Here is a 22533-nt window from a genome sequence, read left to right on the forward strand (position 1 = left end):
ACGGCGCAAATGCTAATCTCCTCGCCACTTTCAGCGCAGTCGTGACCGCGACCCGTTATGGGTTCAGGGAAGACGACCACACTTTCAACAATGGACATTGATCGGGTACTTCATGAATAAATCAGCAGGCGTGCTTCTAGGAATTGTCGTGGCCATCGGTGCAATCAGCGCGGGCGGCGCCTGGTACACCGGCAGCAAACTCGATGGGGTGCTGAACAGCTCGATCGCCGACGCCAACAAAGAGCTGCATGCCGCGCTGGCGGGTTCCAACGGCACGGCGTCGCTGGAACTGGTGTCGCTGGAGCGTCATGTGTTCAGCAGCACCGCGCACTACCGCCTCAAGGGCGAGGGCGAGATGTTTGGTGAAGCGCCGATGGAGATGCTGTTCGTCGACCGCATCGAACACGGCCCGCTGCCGTTCTCGCGCCTGGTATCGTTCAAGTGGTTGCCAGTCCTGGCCACCAGTCACTACGAGCTGGAAAAAACCCCGCTGACCGAAAAGTGGTTCGCCGCTGCCAAGGACAAATCTCCGGTCAAAGGCGTGGTCAACATCGGCTACGACAACTCCACCAAGGGCTCGCTCGAATTCCTGCCGCTGGAAGCGGCACTGGATGACAAGTCCAACCTGACGTTCTCCGGGTTGAAACTCGACGTGGCCGCCAGCGCCCAGGCGCAAAAGGTCAAGGCCGACGGGTACATGGACAGCCTGAAGCTGACCACTGTGGCTGAAGACCAGACGCCGGTGCAGGTCGAGCTCAACGGCTTGACCCTGGCCAGCAACCTGACCAAAAGCACCTACGGCTATTACGTCGGTGACAACACCCTCGAGCTGACAAACAGCAAAACCACCTTTGGCCCCAAGCAATCGGTACTCGGTTTCAAGAACTTTGAAATGAAGAACCAGACCGGGGAATCAGGCACCAACGCTTCGGGGCGTGCCGATTACAAGGTCGGTGAAGTGTCCTTGAACGGCAAGGTTATCGGGTCTGCGCAGATGGCCATGAGCCTGAAAAACCTCGACATCCCGTCGACGATGTCGCTGATGCAGATCTACCAGACCAAACTGCAACCGTACGAGCGGGCCGCCGCCGAAGCCACTGCCGCCGGTCTGCCGGCGCCACAGCTGAACCTGACTCCGGCCGAAGAGGCACAGGTCAAGACCGGTCTGGAGAAACTGCTGGCCGCAGGTCCCCAGGTGGCCTTGGAAAACCTGTCGTTCAACACCAGCAACGGCGAAAGCCGCGCCAACCTGGTGCTGGACCTGACCAAACCGCAATCCATGGACCTGCCGCCAGACCAATTGGTCAAGCAGTTGATCGCGTTGCTGGAGTTCAACGTGTTGGTGTCCAAGCCAATGCTCATTGATTTGCTCACCGTGCAGTCGCAAATCGACGGTCAGACCGATGCCAAGCTCATCGCCGATCAGGCGAGCGCAACCGCCGACATGTTCAGCAGCATGGCGGTCGGTACGCAACTGGCAAAACTGGACGGTAACAACGTCGTCACCAAGTTGCATTACGCCAACAATCAGGTGGACTTCAACGGCCAGAAAATGACCCTCGAAGAGTTTGTCGGTTTTGTGATGAGTAAGCTCGGCGGCACTGGCGACGTCACCATCCAGTAAAACCGCAGGCTTCAGCGCAACGCCCGGCCTCTGCAACACGCAGACGCCGGGCGTTTTGCTGTCTGGGGTTCCGAAACGGGGTGAGGGGAGGCCGGCCACGAATCTGAAGAAATATTGTGTCTTGAATTATTGACTACGCTTGCATGCAAGACTGCTTCGATAAAGCTTGGCCGGGTCTTTCGATCCGGCTTTCCGTTACGAGTGGGCAAGGGGCATTGCGACCCGGCTGGCCATGTAAGGATGCTGACGAATGCCGCGTATTGCTGGTCCCTTTATTCATCGTGGGCTGCGCCCCTTGTTTCGCGTTGCGCTGTGCGGCCAATTGTTGTGGCCGGTGCTGGCGCTCGCCGATACCCCTTACGATCAAATGGTTCGCGATGCGCGGGCCGGCAACTACACGCCTGCGCTGACGGTGTTGCGCCAGGTGCCGGTAAGCCAGGCCTCCACTGGCCAGATCAGCGATCACTTGCAGATCGCCAGTTGGGCCGGTCTGGATGCCGAAGTGGTACAGGTCTATGAAACCCAGGGACGTGATCGAGCGTTGCCGGTCCAGGCCCTGACTGCCACCGCGCGGGCCTATCGCAACCTCAAGCGTTGGGACTCGGCGACCCAGGTGTACAACAAGGCCCTGGCTCTTGAACCGCAAAATGCCGACCTGCAGCTGGGCCTGGCGATGACCCAGGCCGACGCCGGTAAACCTGACGAGGCGGTTGCCCGCGCCAGGGCTCTGGTGGCGGCGAAACCGGATGATCCTGGCCGCCGTCTGGCTTTGGCCTACGCCTTGACCCGCGCCGGTGCCACTTACGATGCGTTGTTTGAGTACGACCAGGCCTTCACCCGCGCCGGCAGCAAACCCGAAGTCGCTCGGGAATACGTGATTGCCCTGCAACGCGCCCGTTTGCCGGAGCCGGCCTTGCGCCTGGCGCGTCAGCGGCCGGGGTTGATTGATCCGGTCACGCAACGCCGTCTCGAAGGTGACCTGGCCGCCGAACGCGTGCGCCTGGCCGAACTCGCCACCCGCAGCGAAAAAGAACGTTATGTGATCGCCGATCGGGCCCTGGCCGATTACGACCAGTTGCTGGCGACCTGGACGCCGGACCCTGCGGCCCACGATGACGTCATCCGCTGGCGAATCGACCGCATGGGCGCCCTCAAGGCCCGTGCACGCACCGCCGATGTGATCACCGAATACCAGAAGCTGCTCGCCGAAGGCGTGAAGATTCCGACCTATGCCCTGCGTTGGGTGGCGTCGTCCTATCTGGATCAGCGTCAGCCGGAAATCGCCACCGATTTGTATCGCCAGGTGCTGGTGGCGCCGGATGCCGATGTCGGCGATCGCCTGGAAGACAGCACCGCGCTCTATTACGCCCTACTCGAAAGCGACAAGGCCGATGACGCGCGCAAGGTCGCCGAGGACCTGGCCAAGACCCAAAAGCCACGGGTCGAGCTCAAGGGCCTGCCGGTGGGCAATCCCAACGATGAATGGATGGACGCGCAGCAGCTTGCCGCCCAGGCCGGCACCTACGGCGCCGATCTGCCGTCGGGCGAGCAGCGTTTGCAGACGTTGGTCGATCAGGCACCGGGCAACGTCGGCTTGCGTCTGGCCCAGGCCGATCTGTACCTGGCCCGGGATTGGCCACGACGCGCCGAGAATCAGCTCAAGGAAACCGAGAGCATGGCCCCGCGGGATATCGGGCTGGAAATCGCTCAGGGCCACACGGCTATGGATCTGCAGGAATGGCGGCAGATGGATGCGCTGACCGACGATGTGGTCGCACGTTTTCCGGACAACCGTCAGGTGCAGCGTTTGCAGCGTCAGCGTGCGGTCCATGACATGGCCGAGCTGCGAGTTCAGGCCTACGGCGGCAAGAGTTATGGCGGCGGCAACGGCGATGTCGGGGCGGTCAACGGCAGCCGCGATTTCGGCATCGAAACCACGCTGTACAGCCCGCCCATCGATGAAGACTGGCGCCTGTTCGCCGGTGCCGGCTACGCCACTGGCGATTTCCAGGAAGGTACTGGTCACCATCGCTTCCAGCGTGTCGGGCTCGAACGTCGGACTCGCGACATGTCCCTGGAAGCGGAAGTCTCCAACCATTCCTACGGCTTTGGCGATAAACAGGGCGCGCGCCTGGCGATTGCCCGAGACATCGACGACCACTGGCAGTACGGCGGCAGCCTCGAATATCTGTCGGCACAAACGCCGTTGCGAGCGTTGAACAGCGACATCACGGCCAACGGCGGCAGCGGCTTTATCCGCTGGCGCGCCAATGAAAGCCGTGAGTGGAGACTGGCGGTCAGCCCCTCGCATTTCAGCGACGGCAACAACCGTGTCGAAGCCGTACTCACCGGTCGCGAGGGCGTTTATCGCGCGCCGGGGTTGCAAGTCGACCTCGGTCTGGAAGTCGGCAGCAGCCATAACTCCAAGTCCGACGACGTGCCGTACTTCAACCCCAAATCCGACTTCAGCGTGCTGCCGACGGTGAACGTCAATCACGTGCTCTACCACCGCTACGAAACCTCCTGGAGCCAGCAGTTCCAGGCCGGTGCGGGCACCTACAGCCAGCGCGATCACGGCACCGGCGGTATCGCCCTGCTGGGTTATGGCCAGCGCTACAGCTGGAACGACGTGTTCGAGGTGGGCGGCCTGCTGAGCGTGATCAACCGGCCATTTGACGGTGACCGGGAAACCGATCTGCGCCTGCTCGTCGACCTTACTTACCGCTTCTAGAAGAGTTTGAAGATGCCTTTTATTTCGCGTTTCATCCTCCTGCTGGGAGTGCTGTTGATCAGCGCCTGTGCCCAGCAAGCCCCAGCCTTCGCGCCGCCGTCCGAACGCCCGATGCCGGCCAATGAAAAGCCGTGGCCGAAAAACCATGTGCTGGGGATCGCATACCACGATGTCGAAGACCGCGACCCCGATCAGGCGGTGGTGGCCGTGCGCACCGAGCGCCTGCTCGAGCAACTGGCGTGGCTGCGGGAGAACAACTACACACCGGTCACCGTCGATCAGGTCATGGCCGCTCGCAACGGCGGTCCCGAGCTGCCGCCACGGGCGATCATGCTGAGTTTCGATGATGGTTATTCGAGCTTCTACACCCGCGTAATGCCGGTGCTGCGCGCCTATAACTGGCACGCCTTGCTGGCGCCGGTCGGGGTGTGGATCGACACGCCGCAGAACCAGCCAGTGGATTTCGCCGGTACACCGCGCAAGCGATCGGATTTCCTGACCTGGGAGCAGATCCGCGAGATTTCCCGGTCCGGCCTGGTGGAAATCGCCGCCCACACCGACGCCAGCCACAAAGGCGTGTTGGCCAACCCGCAAGGCAACCTGCAACCGGCAGCCGCGACCCGGCGCTATGACGCCGCCACCGGTCGCTACGAAACTGAAGCCCAATTCCAGGCCCGGATGCGCGCCGACGTAGCGGCCATCTCGGAGAAGATCCGCAAGGTCACTGGCTACAAACCGCGAGTCTGGGTCTGGCCGTACGGCGTGGCGGATGGCACCTCGCTGCAAGTGATCAACGACCAGGGTTATCAGATGGCCCTGACTCTGGACGACGGCCTCGATGCCCTCGACAACCTGATGAGCGGCCCGCGCTTTCTGGTGGCCTCGGACCCGGATGGCGAACACTTCGCCAACAGCGTCGTCGCGGTGCAGGCCGAATCGCCGATGCGCGTGGTGCATGTGGATCTGGACAACGTCTACGACCCGGACCCGGCCCAACAGGAAATCAACCTCGGCAAACTGATCCAGCGCATGGCCGACATGGGTGCCAACACGGTGTTCCTGCAAGCCTTCGCGGATCCCGCGGGCGATGGCCTGGTGCATTCGCTGTACTTCCCCAACCGCCACCTGCCGATGCGCGCCGATATCTTCGATCGCGTGGCTTGGCAGTTGCGCACCCGGGCTCACGTCAAAGTCTATGCCTGGATGCCGGTGCTGAGTTTTGCCCTGGATTCGAAGTTGCCGCGAGTCACTCGCTGGGACCCGAAAACCGGCACCACGTCGATCGATCCGGACCAATACAAGCGCTTGTCGCCGTTCGACCCGAACGTGCGGCGCATCATCGGTGAAATCTACGAAGACGTGGCACGCCTGACCTCGGTCGACGGCATCCTCTATCACGATGACGCGGTGCTGTCGGACTTCGAAGACGCCGGCCCCGAAGCCCTGAAAGTCTATGCCGCCAACGGCCTGCCCGGTTCGATTGCCGCCCTGCGCGAGGATCCGGCCACCCTGCAACGCTGGACGCGGTTCAAGAGCCGCTACCTGATCGATTTCACCCATGAGCTGACCGCCAAGGTTCGCGCCATTCGCGGCCCGCAAGTGAAGACGGCGCGCAATATTTTCGCCGAGCCGATGCTCAACCCCGAGAGCGAAGCCTGGTTTGCACAGAACCTCGACGACTTCCTGGGCGCCTACGACTGGACGGCACCGATGGCCATGCCGCTGATGGAAAAACAGAGCCGCCAGCAATCCGGACCGTGGCTCGAAGCACTGGTGGCGACGGTCAAATCGCGCCCCGGCGCACTCGACCGCACGGTGTTCGAATTGCAGGCCCGCGACTGGACGAAAAATAAACACGCCGACATCGACGGCGGGCAGTTGGCTGACTGGATGGGCCGCCTCAAGCGTCAGGGCGCCACCAGTTTCGGCTACTACCCAGACAACTTCCTCGAGAACCAGCCGGACCTGAAAGCCGTGCGGCCCGCGCTCTCCAACAAGTGGAATCCATAACATGCTGGACAGACTTCTGGCCCTGTTGGTTCTGGCGATCGTCCTGGGGGTTCCCCTCGGGCTGATCTTTCTGGTCACCGGGCAATTCCTGATGGACTTCGTATTCTTCTACCCACTGTTCATGTCGGGGCTGTGGATCGCCGGCGGCCTGTATTTCTGGCTGCACTGGGAGCGGCACTGGCCGTGGCAGGACGACACCTTGCCGCCACCATTGGCCGGCGAACCGCTGATCTCGATCCTGATCCCTTGCTACAACGAAGGCGACAACGCCGCCGATACCATCCACGCGGCGCTGGCCCAGCATTACCCGAACATCGAAGTGATCGCGATCAACGACGGCTCCAAGGACAACACCGCCGCGGTGCTCGACGCACTGGCGGCGCAGGATCCGCGTTTGCGGGTGCTGCACCTGGCGGAAAACCAGGGCAAAGCCGTGGCCCTGCGCATGGGCGCCATCGCGGCGCGCAGCGAGTACCTGGTGTGCATCGACGGTGACGCGCTGTTGGCGCCGAATACCGCGGCCTATCTGGTGGCGCCGATGCTCGACAACGCACGACTGGGCGCTGTGACCGGCAACCCGCGAATCCGCACCCGTTCGACCCTGATCGGCCGGGTACAGGTCGGCGAGTTCTCCTCGATCATCGGCCTGATCAAGCGTACCCAGCGGGTGTTCGGGCGGATCTTCACCGTCTCCGGGGTGATCGTCGCCTTCCGTCGTACGGCCCTGAACCGGGTCGGCTACTGGAGCCCGGACATGATCACCGAAGACATCGACATCAGTTGGAAGCTGCAACTGGATCACTGGAGCATTTTCTACGAGCCCCGCGCGTTGTGCTGGATCCTCATGCCCGAAACCCTCGGCGGCCTGTGGAAGCAGCGCTTGCGCTGGGCCCAGGGCGGCGCCGAGGTGTTGTTCAAGAACATCCGGGGCATCTGGCAATACCGCCATCGTTACCTCTGGCCGTTGCTGTTCGAATACTGCCTGTCCACCGGTTGGGCCTTCACCTTCCTGTTGTCGGTGATCTTCTGGGGCGTCGGCAAATTCGTCGAAATGCCGCCTGCCATTGCTGTCCATCACCTGATGCCACCGGCCTTTACCGGGCTGCTGTTGGCGGTGGTCTGCCTGGTGCAATTTGCGGTCAGCATCATGATCGACCGACGTTACGAAAAGGGACTCGGCAGGACCATGTTCTGGGTGGTCTGGTACCCGCTGGTGTTCTGGTTCATCAGCCTGCTCACCACCCTGGTCAGCTTCCCCAAAGTGCTGTTTGGCCAACATCAGAAGCGCGCGCGCTGGGTCAGTCCGGACCGGGGCATCAAGCCGCTGGATGACGATGAAGAGGAGGTCATCAAATGAGAATCATCAGAACCCGGCAGCGGCCCTTTTTGGTCGTTCTCGATGTTTTCTTCACCGTGCTGGCCTGGATCGGGCTGCTGTATTTACTGGCGCGGGGGCTGTGGCCGTTGATCGATACCCATGACGGGCCGCGCATCGATGCGTCGTTTTTCGACGCCCTCGGTACGTTGCAGATTTACCTGTGGGTGGCGCTGGTGAACGCGGTGATCCTGATTGGTTGGGCGCGTTATCAACAACGCAAAAGCAAGAGCTTCGCCCAGCGCCGTTTGCCGGCGCCGGTGGTGGACGATCAGGGGCTGAGCAAAAGCTTCAAGTTGACCGGCGACCGACTGGCGAAACTGCGCACGCCGGGCTCAATGACCATTCACAACGATCAGGAAGGCGATGTCAGCCATGTCGTTACGCACTTCACCCCGGTCGACCCGTCCCAACTGCCGCCGCCCTTGGCGCCATTGGAGCATCCATTGGTGATCCGCCTGCCGGCCGAAGATGACGACAACCGCGAGCCGATGAGCCACGTCTGAACCTGACGCCTTGAAAAAGTGCGTCAGGCAAAATCCCGGATCAGGCGCCACGCCTCGTCCACCGACAGCGGTTGTTTCATCCGTTCGGCGAGCATTGCCATCGCCCGTTCCTGATCACACGCAACCGCTGCCGCCACCACGCCGTTTTTACCGAACAGGCCAATAAACGGCGGATTTTCTGGGGCGCCTTTGAACTCAACCTCGTCCCAGGTCTCGGCGTGTCCGAGATAGTCGTAGTTTTTGCCGAAGTGCCAGGTCCAGAAATACGGCACGTCGAGGTAGCGCTCGTCGCCGCCGAGCATATTCGCCGCCGCAATCCGCGCCTGTTGCTGGGCCAGGCGCCAGTGTTCGATCCGTTGGGGCTGGCCATTGAGCGGGAAGGTCGCGATATCGCCGACGGCCCAGAGCCCGTCGGTCACGCGCATGCCGCCGTCGACCCTCAATGACTGATCTTTTTCCTTCGGCAGATCGGTAAACGGAGTGGTCGCCGGGGTGACGCCAATGCCGACCAGCACCAGATCCGCCGGCAAGCGCTGGCCGTTGTCCAGCAGCACCGCTTCGACTTTGCCTGTGCCTTCGATCTTCGCCACTTCGCCATCGGTATGAAACACCACACCATTGGCCTCGTGCAGGGCACGAATCGCTTTGCCGACGGCCTCGCCGAATTGCGCCTCGAAAGGGATGGCATGGCGCGTCAGGACGGTGACATCGAGGCCGTATTGACGCAGGGATGAAGCGGATTCCAGGCCAATGAAGCTGCCGCCGACAACCACTGCCCTTTGACCCGGTTTTGCGGTGGTCAGAATCTGCTGCGCCTGCGCCTTCGAGCGCAACACGAACACCTGCGGCAGATCGGCGCCTGGCAGCGACAGGGATTTTGGTATGCCACCGGTCGCAATCACCGCGGCGTCATAGCTCAACGATTGACCATCGGCCAGGCGCAGGGTCCGGCTCGGTGCATCCAGGCCCATCACATCGCTGTTTATCCGTTCAATGCGCTGTTCACGATAAAAATCTTCATCGCGCAGCGGCGGAACTTCGTCTGGTGGCATCTCCCCGGCAATCACGAATTTGCTCAATGCCGTACGGTCGTATCCGGCCTCGGGCTCACGGTCGATCAGTAGCACCCGACCGCCGAAGCCTTTCTCCCGCAACGCCGCCGCACAGGCTGTACCGGCGGCACCAGCGCCGATGATCGCAAAGGTGCGCTTATCGTCCGCCGGCGGTGTGCTGGGACTGGGCATCGGCTGGTCATCGACCCAGACCTCATCGTCGCGCAATTCCAGCGGGTAGCGCCGCAGACTGTCCAGGGACGGTGGCTCGCACAGCGCGCCGTCTTCGAGCCGATAAGCCGCCTTGTGCCACGGGCAGATCAGCCGACCCTCACACAGCGCACCTTTGGCCAAGGGCGCCCCGGCGTGGGGACATCTACCCTGATAGGCGCGCAATTGATCGCCGACCCGCAGCAAGACGATTTTCATCTTGTCGATACGGACCTCAAGGCCACGGTCGAGGGGCACATCGGCAAAACGGGCGACGCGGTGCAGTGCCATGATCGATCTCCAGGCAGGTGTTTCACTTAGGAGTTTGGTGCTTATTCACAGGTTCAGCCAATTCCCTCTGCCACCGCACGAACGGTCCGGCTATAGTTTGCGTGCCGACGACGGCCCCACCCCGCACAAGGTGCTCCGGTATGACCCGATTGACCTCTTTGAACCCTTGGCTGGCGGCCGTTGCAGTCGCCCTTTGCGTGCAGTTGCCGGCGCAGGCCCAGGAGCGTTTCACCCTCAGCATTCCCGGTGTTTCGGACAATCGGCTGTTCACGTCGGCGGAAGCCAGCGATGCCAGCGGTTGCGGCGGCAAGAATCAGTCCCCGGCCCTGAGCTGGAGCGCCGGGCCCCCGGGCACCCTCAGCTACGCCATCGTCATGCACGACCCGGACGGCCAGAAAGGCCTGGGCGTCGATCACTGGATTCATTACGGCATCAAGGCCACGACACGGCAGATCCCGGCTGGTGTCGGCGCCAAATCCACTCTCGAAGGCGTGGGTGGCACCAACGTCAAAGGCACCACTCACTACGTTGGCCCGTGCCCGCCCATCGGTGACAGCACCCATCACTACATCATCCAGATCTACGCCCTGGACCTGGCGCCAGAGGCCTTGCCTGCCGGCTTGACCCGAGCGCAGTTGATGGAGCAGATCAAAGGCCATGTGCTGAAAAACAGCAGCGTGGTGCGGCGTTATCACCGCTGAAGATTTTTCACTTCGGCTTAACCCGAACCCGGCGGGCTGTCCGTCTCAGAGGATGAATGAGTCAATTTCCTCCTGAGGTCAGCCCCCATGTCACTTCCTCTGCATGTCCTCCGCCCGGCCGCCCAGGGTTTCGCCGCCGGGTTACTGCTGGCCGTTGCCGGTTGCGGCGGTTCATCCACACCAGCCTCTGAGACGGGCAACCCGGCAGCGGTTGTGCCCTCAGCTCAAAATGCGCCGAAAACCGAAGCATTGGTGCGCGAAGCGGCCATGGCGGACACCGCGATGGCCAAGCGTAGCGCAAGACCTGGCCCGTTGGTCGCTTTCGCGCCAGTGCCGGCCGGTGAGGCTTATCCACAGGGCTATCGGGATGAACAGCGCGAGCAATATCAGGCGCTGGCCGATAACCCGATTCACAGCGTGGCCGAAGCGCCGGTCTCGACCTTCAGCGCCGACGTCGATACCGGCGCGTACGCCAATGTCCGGCGCTTGCTCAATCAGGGGCGTTTACCGCCGGAAGGAGCGGTGCGGCTGGAAGAAATGGTCAATTACTTCCCCTACGATTACGCCTTGCCCACTGACGGCTCACCGTTCGGTGTGACCACCGAGCTGGCACCGTCACCCTGGAACCCGCATACCCGATTGCTGCGTATCGGCATCAAGGCGTCTGATTACGCGGTGGCGGAGCTGGCCCCAGCGAACCTGGTATTTCTGGTGGACGTGTCCGGCTCCATGGACCGTCGCGAAGGCTTGCCTCTGGTCAAAAGCACCCTGAAATTGCTGGTCGATCAACTGCGCGAGCAGGACCGGGTTTCGCTGGTGGTCTACGCCGGAGAATCCCGTGTGGTGCTGGAGCCGACTTCCGGACGGGAAAAAGCGAAAATTCGTACCGCCATCGATCAATTGACGGCGGGCGGCTCGACCGCCGGCGCGTCGGGTATTGAACTGGCTTACCAAATGGCGCAACAGGCGTTTATTCCCAAAGGCATCAACCGCATCCTGCTGGCCACTGACGGTGACTTCAACGTCGGCATCAGCGACTTCGACAGCCTCAAGCAAATGGCTGTGGATAAACGCAAGACCGGCGTGTCCCTGACCACCCTGGGTTTTGGTGTGGATAACTACAATGAACACCTGATGGAACAACTGGCCGACGCCGGCGACGGTAACTACGCCTACATCGACAACCTGCGCGAAGCGCGCAAGGTGCTGGTGGATCAACTCGGCTCGACCTTGGCGGTAGTGGCGAAGAACGTGAAGCTGCAGGTGGAGTTCAACCCGGCTCAGGTCAGCGAATACCGGCTGTTGGGCTATGAGAACCGCGCCTTGAAGCGTGAGGATTTCAGCAACGACAAAGTCGACGCCGGAGAAATCGGCGCAGGGCACACGGTGACGGCGCTGTACGAAATTGTGCCCAAGGGCGAGAAGGGCTGGCTGGAACCGTTGCGCTATGGCAAATCGGCGACTGATGTTTCCGCAAAAAACGGAGAATTGGCGATGCTGCGGGTGCGTTATCAGTTGCCGGAAGGTGGGAACAGTCGCTTGATCGAGCGGCCAATCATGAAGGGTGAGACCGGCAAATTCTCGGCCGCCAGCGATGACCTGCGCTTTGCCGCCGCCGTCGCTGCGTTTTCCCAGCAGCTCAAGGATGGGCGCTACACCGGTAATTTCAGCCTGAAAGACACCGAAACCCTGGCCCGTGGTGCACGGGGTGATGATCAGTTCGGCCTGCGCGGTGAGTTCGTGCAATTGGTGGAACTGGCGCAGAGCCTGCGAGCCTCCACCGCCTCGAATCAACCGCCCAACGACAACCGGATAGAGTGAAAGCTGACATGTCCGATCCTGCAATCAGCTCAACCGCCAGCAGCGATGAATCGCTGCTGGCGCGCTACCGCTCGGGCGACGGGCCGGCGTTCGAAGTTTTGTACGCCCGCCACCGCCAGGGCCTGTATCGATTCCTTCTCGGCCTCAGCGGTAAACCCGAACTGGCCGAAGAGGTGTACCAGGAAACCTGGCTGAGCCTGATCCGCAGCACCAGTCAGCCACAAGGCCGGGCGAACTTTCGTACCTGGCTCTACCAGATTGCCCGCAACCGACTGATCGATCACTGGCGCAAACATGGCATCCACAACCCCTTGCACGACAGCTATGACGAACAGACCCACGCCCTGATCGACGACGCAGCCGACCCTGAACAACTGCTGAGCCTGAGCCGCGACGGTCAACGCCTCGAAACCGCTCTGCAAACCCTGCCCGCCGACCAGCGCGAAGTGTTCCTGCTGCGCGCCCACGGCGACCTCGACCTGCCGCAGATCGCCACCCTCACCGAAACACCGCTGGAAACCGTTAAAAGCCGCTTGCGCTACGCCCAGCAAAAACTGCGTCGGCTACTGGCCGAGGAGGTACTGACATGACTGACGCCAAACAAACACCGTCATCGCCCGACGATGAAATGCTCAAGCATTTTCGCGATCACAGCAGCGGCGAACCACCGGCGCACCTCGACGCCTTCATCCTCGCCACTGCCCACCGCGAAGCCCCCGCGCCGAAGCCCAGCCTGTGGCAACGCTGGCTCCGCGCCTGCCAACAGCCCCGTTGGCAAGTGGCATTCGCCAGCCTCGTCGGTGTCGCGCTAATGCTGGCATTGGTGCAACGCACGCCCGAGCAACTGCCGAGATACGACTTCGCACCTGCGCCCAAAGCCTCCGCACCGCTCGCCAAACCGGAAGCCGCAGCGCGCTCCCAGGCCGCACCGGCCGAGGCTTTGTCCGCTCCTGCACCGGCTGCGCCGATGGCGGATTTTGCTGCACCGATGCAGCGCGAATCGATCAACAGCGAAATGGCCGACGAAGCAAAACTCAGCAAACGCGCCGCCGCGCCGGTCAAGTCACTAGATGATCAATTACGTGAAGTGATACGCCTGCAAGACGCCGGACAAACCCAAGCCGCCGAGGCGCTAATGACGACATTGCACAAGCGCTTTCCCAAGGAAAACCTGGCGGCCAAACTCAAGGAATTGCAGAAAAAATGAGCTGAACAGCGGTCGCCGATTTGGCAACAACACCCGAAAGCGCGCACTATCAGCCCATAGCCGATGCGTTGGAGGATGCCGTGGCCCAAAAAATCGACCGCATCGCCCAAATGCTCAACTGCCCGGTGAAGGGTGAGGAATTAAGGCGAGCAGTGACTGAGAGTCGTAAGGAGTTTCTTCTGGCAAAGCAGGCAGAAGATGATCTTGAGGAAGACGTTCTTGATGATGAGTTGATCGAGGACGAAGACGACGATGATGAGTACGACGAGTTTGACTGGACGACAGAATGAAAAAACCGTTTTGGCGGTTTTTTGCCATTAAAGAAATGTTGATGGCCCCTGTCGGTTGATGCGCTTCGGTGCTGAGACTGCTCAGGGGTTTTTTATTGCCTGGGATTTTTCCGCCTTACCAATCATGTTGGGTTCCGGGTACGTTTTGAGCTCAACGGTGTGGTCGGCACCTTTCATCGACCACACCCGGACAAAAAAGCAAAGTCCTACCAGGTTCGTGGTGCGCGGGCTTTCCTTGAACAAGCAGGAGTCACCCCATGAACGTAATGAATTACAAAGGCTATGCCGCCCGAATTGAATACAGCGAGGAAGACGGCCTGTTTGTCGGCCATATCGCTGGTATTAGAGATGTCGTTGGGTTTCATGGCGAGTCGGTACAGGAACTTCGAAACGCATTTGAAGAGGCCGTCACTGATTATCTGGAAACTTGCGCCAAGCTCTGACGAAGATCGAGCGCATGCCTGACCACTGCTATTGCACGGTTATGCAGTTGCATGAGTGGTAGGACGGCAGAAGTCAGCATCTACACGCAATTTTGGAGGCCCCGAATAGCGATCGGTGTCTTTTGCGTAGGCTGCATCCTCAGCAAACGACTTGGCCAGGAACCACAGGTCGGACGCCTGCGCCACAGCAACTGGCCAAGGTGCGGTTTCAGCCGCCTTTGTTCGTGCCGCTCATTTGCCGGTCATTTGACTAGCGAATCTCGATTTAACGACAGCAAAGGAAACCCGTTTCGATGGTTTTTTGTGGGGCAGATGGCCCCGGTCAGTTGCACGTTGACCGTTGTTCGGAAAATCGAGCACTATAAGGTACTATTTTTTGTACCTTTGGAGCCGTCATGGAGCAATTACTTGCGAGTCGGTCGGTCAGTATTACCGAGCTGAAACGCAGCCCAAGTACTGTGATTGAGCAAGCAGGCTCAGAGCCAGTTGCCGTTCTCAACCACAATCGTCCTGCTGCCTACCTTTTGCCGCACGCCGCTTATCAGCAGCTCCTGGATAGATTACGAGCCGCAGAAATATGTGTAGCTATTGCGACCAGCCGCAATGACCCACGTCCGGCTATTGCTGCCGATACCGTGTTTGCCGAGCTTGATGCGCTCATTGATGAGGTCGAAGCAGAGCAGAAGCGCCCATGAGACAACTGTTTTTCTCCGCACTGGCACGAGAGGATCTGCAGCAAATCGCCCGCTACATTGCCCGTGACAATCCGGGTCGAGCTCGGACTTTTGTTGGTGAGCTACGAGTGTGCTGTGCTCGGCTGCTGGATCAGCCTAATCAAGGTATTCCCCGAGATGACTATGCCAGAGGGCTGCGAATGATTTCCCACGGCCGATATTTGATCTTTTATAGTCTTTTCGAGGGCGATGTTCAGATTGAGCGTGTCCTGCATGCCGCAAGGGACGTTGGACGTCTATTCGAATCAGGCAGCGCTGATCACTAGACCCAAACCATTGAAAATGGCTTACCCACAAAAAAGCCCCAGACCCTAAGACCTGAGGCTTTCTCGTTTCTACATATGGTGCACCAGGCGGGATTCGAACCCACGACCCCTGCCTTCGGAGGGCAGTACTCTATCCAGCTGAGCTACTGGTGCAATGCGGGCGCCATGATACTCATATGCGCTGCGGGCGTCCATGCCGCTGAATCGCCTGCGTTTTTCCAAAGCGTAACCGGCGTTTGCTACGTTGATCAGAAAAAATAAGCAAATGCGGCGTTTTCGTTCTTTTTTTCGAACAGCCTATTGTCCTTTACCCCCTTTGATCCTAGGATTCGTTTGAGATTTCAAACGCTCTTGTCTGGGTGCTGAACCGCACGAGTTCGATCAGTGCGCTATTTATGTGCTTCAGCCCGGTGAATGATTTCCCTGACGGCAGCCTATAAGGCGCCTTTCTACAATCATAATTCGCTCCGCGCTGGCCGCGGTGCTGTTAAGGAAAGCCGACATGCAGCTTAAAGACACCCAGTTGTTCCGCCAGCAAGCCTTTATCGATGGCGCTTGGGTCGATGCGGACAACGGTCAGACGATCAAGGTCAATAACCCGGCAACGGGCGAAATTCTGGGTACTGTGCCGAAAATGGGCGCTGCCGAAACCCGCCGCGCGATCGAAGCCGCTGATAAAGCGCTGCCGGCCTGGCGTGCACTGACCGCCAAGGAGCGCGCGAACAAGCTGCGTCGCTGGTTCGAGCTGATCATCGAGAACCAGGACGACCTGGCTCGCCTGATGACCCTGGAGCAGGGCAAGCCATTGGCTGAAGCCAAGGGCGAGATCGTTTACGCCGCTTCCTTTATCGAGTGGTTCGCCGAAGAAGCCAAGCGCGTCTACGGTGACGTGATTCCGGGCCACCAGCCAGACAAGCGCCTGATCGTGATCAAGCAGCCGATCGGTGTGACCGCTGCGATCACCCCGTGGAACTTCCCGGCCGCGATGATCACCCGTAAAGCCGGCCCGGCCCTGGCCGCCGGTTGCACCATGGTGCTCAAGCCTGCATCGCAAACTCCGTTCTCTGCATTCGCTCTGGCTGAACTGGCTCAGCGTGCCGGTATTCCGAACGGCGTGTTCAGTGTGGTGACCGGCAGCGCTGGCGACATCGGCAGCGAGCTGACCGGCAACCCGATCGTGCGCAAGCTGTCGTTCACCGGTTCGACCGAAATCGGTCGTCAGCTGATGACCGAGTGCGCCAAGGACATCAAGAAAGTCTCGCTGGAACTGGGCGGCAACGCGCCGTTCATCGTGTTCGACGACGCGGACCTGGATAAGGCCGTCGAAGGCGCGATCATTTCCAAGTACCGCAACAACGGCCAGACCTGCGTCTGCGCCAACCGTCTGTACATTCAGGATTCGGTCTACGACGCGTTCGCCGAGAAGCTGAAAGTCGCCGTGGCCAAACTCAAGATCGGCAACGGTCTGGAAGACGGCACCACCACTGGCCCGCTGATCGACGAAAAAGCCGTGGCCAAGGTTCAAGAGCACATTGCTGACGCAGTCGGCAAAGGCGCTACCGTGCTGGCGGGCGGCAAGAGCATGCAAGGCAACTTCTTCGAGCCGACCATTCTGACCAACGTGCCGAACAACGCGGCCGTGGCCAAGGAAGAAACCTTCGGTCCATTGGCGCCGCTGTTCCGCTTCAAAGACGAAGCCGACGTGATTGCGATGTCCAACGACACCGAGTTCGGTCTGGCCTCGTACTTCTATGCGCGTGACCTGGGCCGTGTGTTCCGTGTGGCTGAAGCCCTGGAATACGGCATGGTCGGCGTCAACACCGGGTTGATCTCCAACGAAGTCGCGCCGTTCGGCGGCATCAAGGCGTCGGGCCTGGGCCGTGAAGGCTCCAAGTACGGCATCGAAGATTACCTGGAAATCAAATACCTCTGCCTGGGTATCTAAGCCCGAAGGGATAAGCCCGGCAAGGCATTGCTTCAAACGCAAAGGGCACGAGAGCGCTGTCCCTTTGCGTGCAACAAACGGAATTTTCTCTGTGGCCGGGAACGCTGTGGCAGTCGATCATCGCATGCTGCCGTAGTTGCTTCCCCGCCGCTTAATCCTTGAACCACGCCGACCGATGAGCGGCGAATGAGGAATGTATGAGCAAGACTAACGCTGAGTTGATGGCCCGCCGCACCGCTGCTGTACCCCGTGGTGTTGGTCAGATTCACCCGATCTTCGCCGACCACGCGAAGAACGCCACCGTGACCGACGTTGAAGGTCGTGAGTTCATCGACTTCGCCGGCGGTATCGCCGTGCTGAACACCGGTCACGTGCACCCGAAAATCATCGCCGCCGTCACCGAACAACTGAACAAGCTGACCCACACCTGCTTCCAGGTGCTGGCCTACGAGCCGTACGTGGAAGTGTGCGAAAAAATCAACGCCAAGGTGCCAGGTGATTTCGCCAAGAAAACCCTGCTGGTGACCACCGGCTCCGAAGCCGTGGAAAACTCCATCAAGATCGCCCGCGCCGCCACTGGCCGTGCCGGCGTGATCGCGTTCACCGGCGCTTATCACGGTCGCACCATGATGACCCTGGGCCTGACCGGTAAAGTCGTGCCTTACTCGGCCGGCATGGGCCTGATGCCAGGCGGCATCTTCCGCGCGCTGTATCCGAACGAACTGCACGGTGTGAGCATCGACGATTCGATCGCCAGCATCGAGCGCATCTTCAAGAACGACGCTGAGCCGCGTGACATCGCTGCGATCATCATCGAGCCGGTGCAGGGCGAAGGCGGTTTCTACGTCGCGCCTAAAGAGTTCATGAAGCGTCTGCGCACCCTGTGCGACCAGCACGGCATTCTGTTGATCGCTGACGAAGTGCAAACGGGCGCTGGCCGTACCGGCACCTTCTTCGCCATGGAACAGATGGGCGTTGCCGCCGACCTGACCACCTTCGCCAAATCCATCGCTGGCGGCTTCCCGCTGGCCGGTGTGTGCGGCAAGGCCGAATACATGGACGCCATCGCTCCAGGCGGCCTGGGCGGCACTTACGCCGGTAGCCCGATCGCTTGCGCCGCGGCCCTGGCCGTGATGGAAGTGTTCGAAGAAGAGCACCTGCTGGACCGTTGCAAAGCGGTTGGCGAGCGTCTGGTGACTGGTCTGAAAGCCATTCAGGCCAAATACCCGGTGATCGGCGACGTGCGTGCCCTGGGTGCGATGATCGCTGTCGAGCTGTTTGAAAACGGCGACAGCCACAAGCCGAACCCGGCTGCTGTAGCCGCCGTTGTGGCCAAGGCTCGCGACAAGGGCCTGATCCTGCTGTCGTGCGGCACCTACGGCAACGTTCTGCGTGTGCTGGTACCGCTGACCGCGCCGGACGAGCAACTGGACAAAGGCCTGGCGATCATCGAAGAGTGCTTCGCCGAGCTCTGATCCGTTTGTGAACTGATCGACAAAAAACCCGCTTCGGCGGGTTTTTTTATGTCCCTTGAAACACATCAGGAGCAATTGGGCTGTATCGAATGGCCAGCATTGACTAAGGTGCAAGCATTGCCGTTGGAGTGTGCAGATGACTGCTGTGGTATTACCCGCTGTACCGCGAGTGCTGATTGCCGAGGCGGACCCTTGGTCCCGCGACCTGCTCAAGCAGGTGTTGTTGAATGTGCGCTGCGATGCGCGGCTGGACCTGTGTGCCGATGGCCAGGAAACGCTGCAGCTGTTGGCGGAAAATCCTTATGACCTAGTGATCGTCGACTGGGAGTTGCCCGGCGTCGATGGCCTGAGTGTCTTGCGCAGCGTTCGTCAGCGCAAACGTAATCCGCCGTTGCCGTTCATTCTGATGAGCAGCCGCAACGACAGCGCCAGCGTGCGTGAAGCCTTGCCCCTGGCGCCCACGGCGTACCTGACCAAACCCCTGGACATGGAAAACCTGACCCAGCGTCTGCAGGATTTGCTGTTGAACGCTGGTGAAGAGGTGTCTTGCGAGGTGCCGTCATTGGCGCCGGGCATGACCTTGTCGGTGTATCTGGAACGGCGGCGTGAACTGGCGGACGGTGCACCGCTGATGACCGACGTGCAGGTGGCGATCAAGCGTAGCCTCAATCCCGATGGCCTCGACCTGACGCGGCTGGAAGACGAAATCCGCACCGACCCGCAAGTCACCGCCGTGCTGATTGCCGCCGCCAACAGCGCGGCCCAGCATCATGGCGCCGCCGTGCAAACCCTGTCCCAGGCGCTGCATCGCTTGGGCACCGGGCAAAGCATGAACCTGATTCTGGGGCTTGCCCTCAAACGCAGTGCCCGGCTCAATGATTCGCAACTGGCGGACTATGCCGAGCGCTATTGGGAACTGTCCCTGCACACCGCTGAATACGCGCGAACGCTGGCGCGCTTGCTGGATCTGGATCAGGAGCGCTGTTATTGCGCGGGCATGCTGCATCGCCTTGGCGACCTGGCGTTGCTGCGCTGTTTGCAGGAGTGGAAGCAGGCCGGTGGTGAGCTGGATGAATGGGAGGAAGTCGGCGATGCCCTGGCCGAATTCGGCGCGGCCTACGGTTCGGCGCTGCGCACCCGCTGGCGGCTGCCGCTGGAGCTGCGTGAGCTGATTGCGGCGGTTTATCAGCTCGGTGGCGGGGTTTACTCCCGCGAAGCGCTGGTGATGAACATGGCCGCGCAACTGGCGCGCCTGACCGAGCATGAGGGGATCGAGGCATTGGCCAAGAGCCGCACGGCGCGGTTGCTCAAGATCGGATTGCCGGAGCTGATGCGCTTGCGCAAAAAATAAGCCAGACGCCAATCTTGTAGGAGCGAGGCTCTGTGGCTTCAGTGCCAGACAGTTCTCAGCTGGAGATTATCCGGTTCTTGCCCTGGCGCTTGGCCTGGTACATCGCCGCATCTGCGCGGGCGAACAGGCTGTCGAGGTTTTCATCCTCGGGCGTGAGGCTGGTCAGGCCCTGGCTGACGGTGATGCCGAACGTCTGGTCGTCATGGCTGAAACTCAACCGTTGAATCTCCCGGTGCAGGCGCTCGGCCACTTGCATGGCCATGTCCGGTGCACAACCGGGGAACACGGCGGCGAATTCCTCACCGCCGATCCGCCCGAACAGATCACCACGCCGCAGGGCCGCGCGACCGCTCTCAGCGATGCGTTGCAGCACCTTGTCGCCTTCCGGATGGCCGTAGGTGTCGTTGATCACTTTAAAGTCATCGATGTCCAGCAGCAGGAAGGCCAGCGGCTTGCCTTGCTGGCGTGCCTGCTCGAATTCGTGATTGGCACATTCGAAGAAGTGTCGGCGGTTGCTGCTTTGGGTCAGTACGTCGGTGGTGGCCAGGCGGTGGAGCTCGGTTTCCATCTGCTTCTTTTCGGTGATGTCTTCGGCAATGCCGACGATGATCACTGGCTGGCCCGGTTCGGCCTGGCGGTTGATGAAGCACTTGTCGCTGAGCCAGCGCACTTGGCCGTCGGCGGCGATGATGCGGTATTCGCGGTCTTCAACGGCGCCGTTGACCAGCACTTGCGCCAGGCTGCGCTCGGCGTAGTCCAGATCGTCGGGATAAACACTGTCACGCCAGTGGTTGTAGTCGGACAGCAACAGGCCGGCGGGGCGGCCGAAGATCCGGTCATAGGCCGGGCTGACGTAGAGCACCTGACGGGTTTCCCAGTTGAATGCCCAAAGCACGGCGTTGACGCTGACCAGCAGCGAGCTGAACAGCTGTTCGCGTTCGCTCAGCCGCGCCACTTCGCCCTGCGCATGCATCAGCGCCATCAACGTTTGCGCGGCCTCGGGCCACTGTGGAAGGGATGTGTCTTGTAGGTTTTTATTGACCATCGGCACAAGTCTCAAAGGGCGTGCCGCTAATTCGACAGCGGCCAACACAAAGCCCGCCGGGGTGGCGAAGTGTCTTTGAGATAGGAGATTTGGGGCGAAGTTCCGAAGGGTGCGCCCGCGAACGGGGCGCACCGATCAACGGCGTCAGGCAGCGGCAGGGCGCAGGGAGTAGGTTTTCAGTTGGTCGGCGAAGTCGCGCAGGGATTGAATCCCGCTGGCCTCGGCCTCGTGTACCCAATCCTTGATGGCGGCCAGCATGTCGTGACCATTTGAGCTGGTCTTGACCCAGATCTGCTGCAAGGCCAGGCGTTTCTCGTAAATTACCTTCAGCGCCTGGCTGTGCTCGAGCATGGTCTGGATGCGCAGGTGGTGCTTGTCGTCCAGCAGGCTGGTTTCCCGCGAGAGCAGGCGTTTGGCCCGGTGGAACTGGTGGCGGACCGAGTGATCGACCTTTTCCAGCTCTTGCTTGACCAGTGGCGCGATCACCAGCTTGCGGTACTGGGCCATGATCTGGAAGCGGTTGTTGAGGATCGCCATGGCGGTGTCCATGTCCAGGTTGCCTTTGCCTTCGACACGGTGGGCGATCGGCGCAACCCGCTGGACCTTGGCCAGGCGCAGGAAGCTGAAGACCTGGATCCAGGCCCAGCCGAGGTCGAATTCCCACTTCTTCACCGACAGTTTGGCCGAGTTAGGGTAGGTGTGATGGTTGTTATGCAGTTCTTCGCCGCCGATCAGGATGCCCCAGGGCACCAGATTGGTCGCCGCATCGCGGCATTCGAAGTTGCGGTAGCCGATGGCATGGCCCAGGCCATTGACCACGCCGGCGGCCCAGACCGGGATCCACATCATCTGGATGGCCCAGATGGTGATGCCGATGGTGCCGAACAGCAGCAGGTCGATGACGCCCATGATGGCCACGCCCAGCAGCGGGAAACGGCTGTAGAGGTTGCGTTCGATCCAGTCTTCGGGGCAGTTCTTGCCGTAGATGCGCAGGGTCTCGGGGTTTTCCGCTTCGGCGCGGTACAGCTCGGCGCCTTTGCGCAGAACGGTGGACAAGCCCTTGATGACCGGGCTGTGCGGGTCATCGACGGTTTCGCATTTGGCGTGATGCTTGCGGTGGATAGCTGTCCACTCGCGGGTGTTCTGCGCCGTGGTCAACCACAGCCAGAAGCGGAAGAAATGTTTCAGGCCGGCATTGAGCTCAAGTGAGCGATGGGCTGAATAGCGATGCAGATAGACCGTGACGCCGACGATCGTGACGTGGGTCATCAGCAGGGTGACTGCCACCAGTGACCAGGGCGATAAGCCAAGAAAACCTTCGTACCACATAGCCTATAGGACCCTCGATAAAGAAAAAAACAGCCGTCGCATTATCACTTAGCCCACAGATAAAACCAGTCGCCCTTTCAGATAAGAGTGGCGGGATGTTTCTTTAATCTATAATTCCAGCCTTTTT

Annotated in this window: 18 protein-coding genes, 1 tRNA gene and 3 pseudogenes; 17 read left to right on the forward strand and 5 right to left on the reverse strand. The window is 60.7% G+C overall.

Annotated features, from left to right (window positions below):
• The first annotated feature begins 112 nt into the window (after positions 1-112).
• The 5 genes from AF70_RS09960 to pgaD all read left to right on the forward strand — a co-directional run bounded on the left by AF70_RS09960 (position 113) and on the right by pgaD (position 8246).
• Entirely contained in the window at positions 113-1624 is a 1512-nt protein-coding gene (locus tag AF70_RS09960) for a YdgA family protein (RefSeq protein ID WP_028939533.1), read from the forward strand.
• 250 nt (positions 1625-1874) lie between these two features.
• Positions 1875-4355, forward strand: coding sequence for a poly-beta-1,6 N-acetyl-D-glucosamine export porin PgaA (gene pgaA, locus AF70_RS09965; protein ID WP_028939534.1), 2481 nt, complete (start codon positions 1875-1877; stop codon positions 4353-4355).
• Positions 4356-4367: 12 nt separating this feature from the next.
• Complete coding sequence (gene pgaB / locus AF70_RS09970) at positions 4368-6365, forward strand: poly-beta-1,6-N-acetyl-D-glucosamine N-deacetylase PgaB (RefSeq protein WP_028939535.1); 1998 nt, start codon at positions 4368-4370, stop codon at positions 6363-6365.
• A gap of 1 nt (position 6366) precedes the next feature.
• The gene (gene pgaC / locus AF70_RS09975; RefSeq protein WP_019581685.1) at positions 6367-7722 is read left to right on the forward strand and encodes a poly-beta-1,6-N-acetyl-D-glucosamine synthase; all 1356 of its coding nucleotides are present in this window, start codon (positions 6367-6369) and stop codon (positions 7720-7722) included.
• Entirely contained in the window at positions 7719-8246 is a 528-nt protein-coding gene (gene pgaD, locus AF70_RS09980; protein WP_028939536.1) for a poly-beta-1,6-N-acetyl-D-glucosamine biosynthesis protein PgaD, read from the forward strand. Before pgaC ends, pgaD begins: the two co-directional genes overlap by 4 nt.
• A 23-nt stretch (positions 8247-8269) precedes the next feature.
• Here pgaD and AF70_RS09985 read toward each other — a convergent pair whose 3' ends face one another.
• A complete protein-coding gene (locus AF70_RS09985) occupies positions 8270-9799 on the reverse strand; it encodes an apoptosis inducing factor family protein (RefSeq protein ID WP_028939537.1) in 1530 nt (509 codons plus the stop codon).
• A 140-nt stretch (positions 9800-9939) separates the two neighbouring features.
• On the opposite strand from AF70_RS09985, the gene AF70_RS09990 reads away from it, so the two are divergent.
• The 7 genes and pseudogenes from AF70_RS09990 to AF70_RS10015 all read left to right on the forward strand — a co-directional run.
• Complete coding sequence (locus tag AF70_RS09990; protein ID WP_028939538.1) at positions 9940-10500, forward strand: YbhB/YbcL family Raf kinase inhibitor-like protein; 561 nt, start codon at positions 9940-9942, stop codon at positions 10498-10500.
• Positions 10501-10587: 87 nt separating this feature from the next.
• Complete coding sequence (locus AF70_RS09995; protein ID WP_028939539.1) at positions 10588-12321, forward strand: VWA domain-containing protein; 1734 nt, start codon at positions 10588-10590, stop codon at positions 12319-12321.
• Between the two features lie 8 nt (positions 12322-12329).
• Positions 12330-12911 carry an RNA polymerase sigma factor gene (locus tag AF70_RS10000; protein ID WP_028939540.1) on the forward strand — a complete coding sequence of 194 codons (582 nt, stop codon included), beginning with the start codon at positions 12330-12332 and terminating at the stop codon, positions 12909-12911.
• Entirely contained in the window at positions 12908-13528 is a 621-nt protein-coding gene (locus AF70_RS10005) for a hypothetical protein (RefSeq protein ID WP_028939541.1), read from the forward strand. The genes AF70_RS10000 and AF70_RS10005 overlap by 4 nt, the downstream gene beginning before the upstream one ends.
• Positions 13529-13548: 20 nt before the next feature.
• Positions 13549-13818 (forward strand): hypothetical protein, encoded by a 270-nt coding sequence (locus tag AF70_RS10010; protein ID WP_028939542.1) that lies wholly within the window; start codon positions 13549-13551, stop codon positions 13816-13818.
• A gap of 129 nt (positions 13819-13947) precedes the next feature.
• Positions 13948-14079 (forward strand): annotated as a pseudogene (locus AF70_RS29790) (type II toxin-antitoxin system HicA family toxin); the annotation flags it as partial.
• Positions 14076-14258: pseudogene (locus tag AF70_RS10015) on the forward strand (type II toxin-antitoxin system HicB family antitoxin); the annotation flags it as partial. The pseudogenes AF70_RS29790 and AF70_RS10015, both read left to right, overlap by 4 nt.
• 105 nt (positions 14259-14363) lie before the next feature.
• On the opposite strand, the pseudogene AF70_RS29795 reads toward AF70_RS10015, so the two are convergent.
• Positions 14364-14450: pseudogene (locus AF70_RS29795) on the reverse strand (DUF3077 domain-containing protein); the annotation flags it as partial.
• A gap of 206 nt (positions 14451-14656) precedes the next feature.
• On the opposite strand from AF70_RS29795, the gene AF70_RS10025 reads away from it, so the two are divergent.
• Together AF70_RS10025 and AF70_RS10030 are read left to right on the forward strand one after the other, a co-directional pair.
• The gene (locus AF70_RS10025) at positions 14657-14956 is read left to right on the forward strand and encodes a type II toxin-antitoxin system prevent-host-death family antitoxin (RefSeq protein ID WP_019581695.1); all 300 of its coding nucleotides are present in this window, start codon (positions 14657-14659) and stop codon (positions 14954-14956) included.
• Entirely contained in the window at positions 14953-15261 is a 309-nt protein-coding gene (locus AF70_RS10030; RefSeq protein WP_081625773.1) for a type II toxin-antitoxin system RelE/ParE family toxin, read from the forward strand. Before AF70_RS10025 ends, AF70_RS10030 begins: the two co-directional genes overlap by 4 nt.
• Before the next feature lie 76 nt (positions 15262-15337).
• Here the strand turns inward: AF70_RS10030 and AF70_RS10035 are convergent.
• Positions 15338-15414, reverse strand: a tRNA-Arg gene (locus AF70_RS10035).
• 349 nt (positions 15415-15763) lie between these two features.
• Between AF70_RS10035 and gabD the strand changes: the two genes are divergently transcribed.
• The 3 genes from gabD (at position 15764) to AF70_RS10050 (ending at position 20032) form a co-directional block, all read left to right on the forward strand.
• Entirely contained in the window at positions 15764-17206 is a 1443-nt protein-coding gene (gene gabD / locus AF70_RS10040; RefSeq protein ID WP_019581696.1) for an NADP-dependent succinate-semialdehyde dehydrogenase, read from the forward strand.
• A 197-nt stretch (positions 17207-17403) separates the two neighbouring features.
• Positions 17404-18681, forward strand: coding sequence for a 4-aminobutyrate--2-oxoglutarate transaminase (gene gabT, locus AF70_RS10045; RefSeq protein ID WP_028939543.1), 1278 nt, complete (start codon positions 17404-17406; stop codon positions 18679-18681).
• 136 nt (positions 18682-18817) lie between these two features.
• A complete protein-coding gene (locus AF70_RS10050) occupies positions 18818-20032 on the forward strand; it encodes a response regulator (protein ID WP_028939544.1) in 1215 nt (404 codons plus the stop codon).
• Positions 20033-20087: 55 nt separating this feature from the next.
• On the opposite strand, the gene AF70_RS10055 is transcribed toward AF70_RS10050, so the two are convergent.
• Positions 20088-21077, reverse strand: a complete 990-nt coding sequence (locus tag AF70_RS10055) for a sensor domain-containing diguanylate cyclase (protein WP_019581699.1) — start codon at positions 21075-21077, stop codon at positions 20088-20090.
• 144 nt (positions 21078-21221) lie between these two features.
• Entirely contained in the window at positions 21222-22406 is a 1185-nt protein-coding gene (gene desA, locus AF70_RS10060) for a delta-9 fatty acid desaturase DesA (RefSeq protein ID WP_019581700.1), read from the reverse strand.
• Between the last annotated feature and the right edge of the window lie 127 nt (positions 22407-22533).

It is taken from the genome of Pseudomonas sp. KD5, from assembly GCF_012932895.1.
In the GTDB taxonomy this organism is placed as follows: Bacteria; Pseudomonadota; Gammaproteobacteria; order Pseudomonadales; family Pseudomonadaceae; genus Aquipseudomonas.

What these genes read in the sequence shown, in the direction of transcription:
- AF70_RS09960 (WP_028939533.1), top strand. Translation starts at nt 113, where the DNA reads ATGAATAAATCAGCAGGCGTGCTTCTAGGAATTGTCGTGGCCATCGGT.
- desA (WP_019581700.1), bottom strand. Translation starts at nt 22,406, where the DNA reads ATGTGGTACGAAGGTTTTCTTGGCTTATCGCCCTGGTCACTGGTGGCA.
- pgaD (WP_028939536.1), top strand. Translation starts at nt 7,719, where the DNA reads ATGAGAATCATCAGAACCCGGCAGCGGCCCTTTTTGGTCGTTCTCGAT.
- AF70_RS10000 (WP_028939540.1), top strand. Translation starts at nt 12,330, where the DNA reads ATGTCCGATCCTGCAATCAGCTCAACCGCCAGCAGCGATGAATCGCTG.
- AF70_RS09990 (WP_028939538.1), top strand. Translation starts at nt 9,940, where the DNA reads ATGACCCGATTGACCTCTTTGAACCCTTGGCTGGCGGCCGTTGCAGTC.
- AF70_RS10005 (WP_028939541.1), top strand. Translation starts at nt 12,908, where the DNA reads ATGACTGACGCCAAACAAACACCGTCATCGCCCGACGATGAAATGCTC.
- gabT (WP_028939543.1), top strand. Translation starts at nt 17,404, where the DNA reads ATGAGCAAGACTAACGCTGAGTTGATGGCCCGCCGCACCGCTGCTGTA.
- AF70_RS09985 (WP_028939537.1), bottom strand. Translation starts at nt 9,799, where the DNA reads ATGGCACTGCACCGCGTCGCCCGTTTTGCCGATGTGCCCCTCGACCGT.
- AF70_RS10055 (WP_019581699.1), bottom strand. Translation starts at nt 21,077, where the DNA reads ATGGTCAATAAAAACCTACAAGACACATCCCTTCCACAGTGGCCCGAG.
- AF70_RS10025 (WP_019581695.1), top strand. Translation starts at nt 14,657, where the DNA reads ATGGAGCAATTACTTGCGAGTCGGTCGGTCAGTATTACCGAGCTGAAA.
- pgaC (WP_019581685.1), top strand. Translation starts at nt 6,367, where the DNA reads ATGCTGGACAGACTTCTGGCCCTGTTGGTTCTGGCGATCGTCCTGGGG.
- AF70_RS10050 (WP_028939544.1), top strand. Translation starts at nt 18,818, where the DNA reads ATGACTGCTGTGGTATTACCCGCTGTACCGCGAGTGCTGATTGCCGAG.
- pgaA (WP_028939534.1), top strand. Translation starts at nt 1,875, where the DNA reads ATGCCGCGTATTGCTGGTCCCTTTATTCATCGTGGGCTGCGCCCCTTG.
- gabD (WP_019581696.1), top strand. Translation starts at nt 15,764, where the DNA reads ATGCAGCTTAAAGACACCCAGTTGTTCCGCCAGCAAGCCTTTATCGAT.
- AF70_RS09995 (WP_028939539.1), top strand. Translation starts at nt 10,588, where the DNA reads ATGTCACTTCCTCTGCATGTCCTCCGCCCGGCCGCCCAGGGTTTCGCC.
- pgaB (WP_028939535.1), top strand. Translation starts at nt 4,368, where the DNA reads ATGCCTTTTATTTCGCGTTTCATCCTCCTGCTGGGAGTGCTGTTGATC.
- AF70_RS10030 (WP_081625773.1), top strand. Translation starts at nt 14,953, where the DNA reads ATGAGACAACTGTTTTTCTCCGCACTGGCACGAGAGGATCTGCAGCAA.